9 protein-coding genes are annotated in these 5,877 nt (G+C 56.1%); 2 read left to right on the top strand and 7 right to left on the bottom strand.

The window, feature by feature from the left end; translation table 11 throughout:
- Positions 1–17: 17 nt before the first annotated feature.
- From IH971_10605 to IH971_10585, 5 genes are all read right to left on the bottom strand, one after another.
- On the bottom strand, positions 18–701 hold the full coding sequence (locus IH971_10605) for an isoprenylcysteine carboxylmethyltransferase family protein (GenBank protein MCH7498287.1): 684 nt from the start codon (positions 699–701) through the stop codon (positions 18–20).
- 79 nt (positions 702–780) lie between these two features.
- Positions 781–918, bottom strand: coding sequence for a hypothetical protein (locus IH971_10600; protein ID MCH7498286.1), 138 nt, complete (start codon positions 916–918; stop codon positions 781–783).
- A gap of 260 nt (positions 919–1,178) precedes the next feature.
- Positions 1,179–2,438: a hypothetical protein gene (locus tag IH971_10595; protein ID MCH7498285.1), complete on the bottom strand. Its 1,260-nt coding sequence runs from the start codon at positions 2,436–2,438 to the stop codon at positions 1,179–1,181.
- 160 nt (positions 2,439–2,598) lie between these two features.
- Positions 2,599–2,877, bottom strand: coding sequence for a hypothetical protein (locus tag IH971_10590; GenBank protein MCH7498284.1), 279 nt, complete (start codon positions 2,875–2,877; stop codon positions 2,599–2,601).
- Positions 2,878–2,883: 6 nt separating this feature from the next.
- A complete protein-coding gene (locus IH971_10585) occupies positions 2,884–3,369 on the bottom strand; it encodes a DNA starvation/stationary phase protection protein (protein MCH7498283.1) in 486 nt (161 codons plus the stop codon).
- A gap of 106 nt (positions 3,370–3,475) precedes the next feature.
- On the opposite strand from IH971_10585, the gene IH971_10580 reads away from it, so the two are divergent.
- Complete coding sequence (locus IH971_10580; protein MCH7498282.1) at positions 3,476–4,288, top strand: Crp/Fnr family transcriptional regulator; 813 nt, start codon at positions 3,476–3,478, stop codon at positions 4,286–4,288.
- A 78-nt stretch (positions 4,289–4,366) separates the two neighbouring features.
- The gene (locus IH971_10575; protein ID MCH7498281.1) at positions 4,367–4,537 is read left to right on the top strand and encodes a hypothetical protein; all 171 of its coding nucleotides are present in this window, start codon (positions 4,367–4,369) and stop codon (positions 4,535–4,537) included.
- Positions 4,538–4,634: 97 nt separating this feature from the next.
- On the opposite strand, the gene IH971_10570 is transcribed toward IH971_10575, so the two are convergent.
- Positions 4,635–5,087, bottom strand: a complete 453-nt coding sequence (locus IH971_10570; GenBank protein ID MCH7498280.1) for a hypothetical protein — start codon at positions 5,085–5,087, stop codon at positions 4,635–4,637.
- Positions 5,088–5,298: 211 nt separating this feature from the next.
- On the bottom strand, positions 5,299–5,877 hold a 579-nt coding region (locus IH971_10565), incomplete at its 5' end, for a YceI family protein (protein ID MCH7498279.1).

The following is a 5,877-nucleotide window of genomic DNA, read 5'->3' as shown; positions in this document are numbered from 1 at the left end:
GAAGCGTTAATCGTCGATTACCACACACCCGGGAGCAGACGATGACTGACTTGCTGGGCATAATCGGGATAGCCATCCAATTCGGTATGCAGAGTTCGATCTTCCAGTGCGGTGCGGATGATAAACAGAAGTGCATTCAACCCCCCGATGGCGAGAGCCCAGAATGAACCCAGCATGATGGAGACAGACACCTCGAAAAGGATCGTACCTACATAGCCTGGGTGACGCACAAAGCGGTACGGGCCACCCGTGACAACGTGATGGCCCCGCTCCTTCTGAATACGGACACCTTGGGAGAAGAAGGCATTGACCGCCGTGGCCCACGTTACAAGGAAGTATCCCACTGCAGCTACAACCGCGGCAATCACCTGAAAGAGCAGATCAATTCTTTCACTCCAGCCAAAGCGGAAATCCAGGCCAGCAACAATCAACCGTCCGATGGTACCGGCTGCGACGATACTCATGATGATCACGTCCCAGGATTTGGCCCCTTTCAACCGTCCCAGCCGCTCGGCGAGGAGATCTGGGCTGTGTGGTATTAGGATAATAGCGGTGGCGCTTACCCAGGCGAAGGTGATGCCCACGAGGACCCAGCCCATGATCCAGTCTATTCGGCCGGCAGCCAGGAAAAGAAAGACGCCCACCAATGCGGTACCCATGTACTCGCGCACCAGCCAACGCACGATGGTGATTGTGGGCACAGGTTTAGCCGCTTTGGATTCGGGTGCAATGATCGGTAGCCATGAATCAGCCTTGTTAGATCCAGCTGTTGGTTGGCATTCAGCTCTGCCTGGTCTCGCGGGCCACACCGATGGCTACCCCCACCGCCACGCCAATCGCTACGCCCATGCCTATGTTGTCCGTCGCCGCGCCGAGTGCCGCTCCAAGAGCGGCGCCCACGGTTATGCATGTAGCCATTGCGGCACGTCGCTTGCCCGTGTAATTAGCGCTGGCATCATTTGATGATTGCGGCTTTGGAAATAGACTTGCCAATAATGCTATGCCGACTATTGAAACGATGATTAGTGTATCGGCCAAAGTCTTTATTATTATCCTTAATTTTGGTCTAAGCGTAGGTGTCAGCTTTCTACTCGCGCATTACACGTCGCGCAGGCTCGTGTATCACCTTGGCGACTGGTGCGACCGCCCCCCACCCCGCCCAAGGTGGTAGCAGCGGACTACAAGGCGAACTGCAGTTGCAGCATGCTCTTGTTGTCGATGCCGGTGAGGCCGTAGCGGTAGTCGATGCCCAGCCGCAGGTTGCCCATAGCCAGGTAGTAGAGCCCGAAGCAGGCGGCGAGGGCGTTGTCGGAGATGACCGTGCCGTGGATGTGGGCCCCGTCCTCCTCGCCGGTCATGTCCATGCCCGCATGCTCGTCTGCGGCAGTGAACCGGACGCCGTCCAGGCGGGCGGTGAGGAAGATCTTGCGGCCCACCAGCTGGTCGTAGCCGACAAATCCGCCGACAAAGGCGCGCTCAACATCCTGGCCGTAAGCGGCGCTGGCATAGACGGTGGCGTCATCACCCCGGAGGTACAGCTCGCCATCGGCGCCGAGGCGGTAGTAGCGCCCGCCCTGCTCCTCAGCGTGGGCCATAGCGTCGTCGCCATGGTCGTCCTCAGCGGGGGCCGCCTGGATTCCGGCCAACATGAACAGGCCCACCGCGTAGTCGGGCTTTTTCCTGGTGATGCGGCCAAAGAAGGTGTTCACGGCGGGGGTGAAGGCGGTCTCGCCATTGGTCAAGGAAAGGGCGTAGTTGTAGCCCTCCTGGTTAGTGTCGTCCACCTCGCCCCAGTCGTCCTCGTCCGCCGCTGCGAAGGCAAAGGTGCCGTAGGCCTGCAGGCCGAACTGCGGGGCGGCCATGAGGCCGAAGTTGTCGCTGTTGGTGGTGGTGGTGTAGTAGAGGTAGTCGAGCTCGCTAACCTTGGTCTTGGACCAGGAGAACCACAGGGGCAGCTCGAACATGCCGGCCCGCAGGTGGACGGCATCCGAGGCGTTGAACTGCAGCCAGGCCTCATGGGGCATACCGGTTGTGAGACTCACCAGCTCATTGTCCTCCATCACGTGCTTGTGGAACCACCACGAGAGCTTGTTGCTCAGGGTGTTGCCGCCGCTGATGAGCTGCAGTTCGGAGAGGTTGACGCCGGCGGGTTTCTCGGCGTTGAACATGTCGACCTTGCCACGCAGGGCCAGTGGGAGGCTGCGGTAGAGGCGCTTAAGGCCGCCGTCATCAAAGGCCCCGGACGGCACGTTGTAGCCGATCTCCCGTACAGTTTTGCCGTAGGCCCGCAACTTGGGATAGACCACGTGGCACTTGCCGCACGAATTGCTCAGGGAGGCGTCGATCTTCTTGCCGAAACCTGGATAGGCGGCCAGTTCCACCGGGGCCAAAGCAGCGGCAGCGATGAAGAGACCCAGGAGTGTGCTAATCAATTTCACGGCGATATTTCCTTTACCGGTTTGTCACGGGCCAACCGTGATGGTGAATTTTTCTTCATGGGCGGCTCATCGTAAGGAATGAACCTTATCCTTGTACCTGGGTCGGTAGCATGCCGGGGGGGTGCGCCCCAGGCGACGTGGTTGACCTGATCCACTTCGGTCAGGTAGCGGAGCTGCGCCTCGCCCAGCTGTGAAATCGCAGCGAAAAACGCAGATAGCGTGACTCGTCGGAAACCAGTTTTAGACCCTTCCGTAGGCGCGCCTTGTCATCGGGAGTGATAGGACGCAGCAAGACCGAGCAGGTCTCCTCCAAACTGAACTGGAAAGCCGGGTCTTTCTGTGCAGACCCCGTTGCCGGCGAATAGGCTTGGGAAATCTCTGAAGTCTCCAGGGGGCGGTCTTCAGGAGTCAGGATCGCATGGGGTATGAGATATTGCATATTAGATCACACCGAAATGCCTTCCAAGTACGCACGTAACATCCAAGCCATCATTTCGTGCCTTTCCATCAATCCTGTCAGGAAAACGGCAATGCCCGTATTACCGTGCTTGTCCGCGCATGCTTCAAGGTCTTCCCTCAGGAACCGGATCATGGCTTCGTGAGCCGAGAGAAGGCTGGATACCATCTCCCGCGCATGCGAATACTCCCCCGGCTGCTCATCAAGCCTGGTATGCCGCAGGAACTCAGCCAGCGTTCCCAGCGACATTCCGCCAAGGGATTTGACGCGTTCAGCTACATAGTCAATTATTCTGTTCAAGTCGTTACACTGCACCTCAAAGAATCTGTGCAGATCATTGAATTGCGGTCCCGTAACATTCCAGTGGTAGTTCTTAGTCCTGATGTATAGCATGTTTTCATCAGAGAGCAGTCTGTTGAGGATCTCGATGACTGCGTCGCTATTGGTTTCTGTGATACCGATATCAACTTTCATCGCTGCTCATCCATTTCAATCATTTTGGGTTACGACCTACTCTGACCTGGCCGTCTCTATGCCCCATGGTCACGAGGCAATTTCACATTTGCTTTCATGATGTCCCATGATCGTCATCAGTTCACAAATTGATCTTCGTCAACTGGCGCTCATTATTAACTTGCCCTGTGATGGGTATGATCAAAGGCGAGCACCAACTGGGACCCCTGAGTTGTCTTCAGCCCCGCTAGACTGTACGATCTGCCCAGTCCGGCACTTAAGCGCCTTCAAAAGCCTTGAACCCGAGCTCGTGGATTTAGTCAATGACCAAAAAAGGTCCAATCTTTATCGGAAGGGACAGATCGTATTCTATGAAGGCAATCCTTCCTATGGCCTCTTTTGTCTCAACTCAGGAAGGGTGAAGCTCTTCAAGACGACGGCGGAAGGTAAAAGGCTTACACTAAGGATTGCAGAACCAGGCGATCAGTTGGGTTACCTCTCCCTCCTATCGGGTCAGCCATATTCCGCAAGCGCAGAGGCACTCGAAGATTCAGTTATCTGCTTCATCGACCGCAAGATCATATATCCAATCCTATCGGAGCAAAAAGACGTGAGCTGGGCAATCCTCCAAAATCTGGCGAAGGAAATGATTGTAGCTCAGGATCGAGCCATTGATATCGCGCATCGATCCGTCAGGGAGCGCATGGCGGGATTACTCCTCTTGCTGAAAGTGAAGTACGGTCGTGAGCATGAGGAAGGTATGCTCCTGGATCTCAAGCTCTCACGGAGCGAGCTTGCCGACCTAATCGGTATTTCGGAAGAGACAGCGGTAAGGGTTCTGACTGATTTTCGCGAAGAACTCTTAATTAGGGATCAAAATCGTCAAATTCTAATTCTTGCGCAAGAGAAGCTCTCCGATATCGCTGGTTTCTTGGACTAATCGCCGTGTTGACCTGGCCCCCAAAAGTTGGCCCAGACCTTGAGTTAGTCATTAGGCTAATGGAAGGGAGCGAGGTCCATGACCTGGAAGAGGTCCAACCCCGAACAGATCATCCGCAAGCTGCGTGAGGCTGAGCTGCTCATCAGCCCCGGGATGACGGCCATCAAGCTCTTGGCGGAAAGAGATTTCGGGGCGGGGGCAGTGGCAGACGACGATCGAATGACGGGCATCCTCACGGAAAGGGACTAGGCCGGAAGCCTGCTGCTGGAAGGCGAACCGGGGGGAGACCTATGCCGGGATCGGGTGTAAGCGCTGTGGCAGGCGGTTCGGTACTTCGCGATCTGCCTTAGAACTTCTCCCCTTTCTGCTCCCGCAGATGGCTCCCTACCGGGCGGATGCGGCCCCATAGCGTGTAGATAAGTCCTAATATGGAAGCCACCTGAACGAGTGCCATAGTTAGTCCAGCCAGTTGCAGACCCCTGGAGACTTGCAGCCCAGCTGCAATTTCGAGGATGAAGCGCAATAGAGTGCTGCCGGCAAAAAACCAATATATCGTGCGCACAAGCGCGGGATTGTAGCGTGTATCCTCCTGCGTAGGCCGGGGGAAAAACCAGATAGCCACACCCAGTATCATCATCATCATGCCCCCCACCAACAAGATGTGGGTATGCGCGGATATGAGGGTAGTAGGGAGTCGCCAGCCAAAGAGTGGCGCAGCGTACAGGTAGATCCCGGCGAAAATTCCCAAGGCGAAAAACATAAACGCCGTTTTGATGAAATAGCGGGCGGTGGTGTGCATGATTGGGCGCTTAGGTGTACGTCGTCAAAGCAGTTTGAGCTACTTGGGTTTAAAACTAAGAGACACATTTCACCTTTCCAAGGCTTAGCTGGCGCCTCAACTGGCAGCCATGGCTCTGATCGCGGTACGCATGGACTCGTATGCCAACACGCCCACGAGCAGAAGCTGGTTAGCCCGGAACTACCAGCATGGGAGCGACACTCTAGATCGCTCATTTCATGTGCTCCAGAGTAGTGCGATCCTTGCGTCTATTTTGGCGCGGTGAAGTCACAACTATCACGATATCAGGATCGATGACGGTAACCAGGCTGAAATGAATGGTGACCTCATCGTGGGTCTTGAGCATGCCTAAGAGAGCAACCGGTGGGCTGACGCCAACCGCGCTCATGCGCATGGGCAGCTGGCCCTCTGCGAGTAGCAGACCGTCTGCCTCGAGGCTGACGGCTACCGTCATTTCTACAGTGATGGTTTCTCCGGCTACGGTCAATGCACCTATCGTCCTGAACTTAAACTGACCGTCTATACCATCGGCACGGCCCACCAGCTCGGCCGATAAAAGCTGGTAGTGAATCCTCGGCTGCAGATTGGCCTTGAGGGCATCCCGGGTGATTTTATCCATGATCCGGTGGCCGCTCCTGATCCCACTGATGGGTATGAACACTTCAACCCGGGGTGAATCGTTGACCGCGAAGCCGGCTGCTCCCAGGCCGGTTCCCAGGTAACCGGCGAACAGCGCCCCGGTGTTGATGAATCCCTGAATCTCGGTGGCGTCACTACGCCAAGCGTGTAC

The organism is Candidatus Neomarinimicrobiota bacterium, from assembly GCA_022560655.1.
Classification (GTDB): Bacteria; Fidelibacterota; Marinisomatia; order SCGC-AAA003-L08; family TS1B11; genus JADFSS01.
The sequence above is the reverse complement of the archived record's forward strand: the minus strand, read 5'-3'. Positions and strand labels throughout refer to the sequence as shown.

Bases quoted from the DNA above. Each gene is read 5' to 3' on its own strand.
- IH971_10600 (MCH7498286.1), bottom strand. From the start codon at position 918: ATGGCTACATGCATAACCGTGGGCGCCGCTCTTGGAGCGGCACTCGGC.
- IH971_10590 (MCH7498284.1), bottom strand. From the start codon at position 2,877: ATGCAATATCTCATACCCCATGCGATCCTGACTCCTGAAGACCGCCCC.
- IH971_10585 (MCH7498283.1), bottom strand. From the start codon at position 3,369: ATGAAAGTTGATATCGGTATCACAGAAACCAATAGCGACGCAGTCATC.
- IH971_10580 (MCH7498282.1), top strand. From the start codon at position 3,476: ATGATCGTCATCAGTTCACAAATTGATCTTCGTCAACTGGCGCTCATT.
- IH971_10575 (MCH7498281.1), top strand. From the start codon at position 4,367: ATGACCTGGAAGAGGTCCAACCCCGAACAGATCATCCGCAAGCTGCGT.
- IH971_10570 (MCH7498280.1), bottom strand. From the start codon at position 5,087: ATGCACACCACCGCCCGCTATTTCATCAAAACGGCGTTTATGTTTTTC.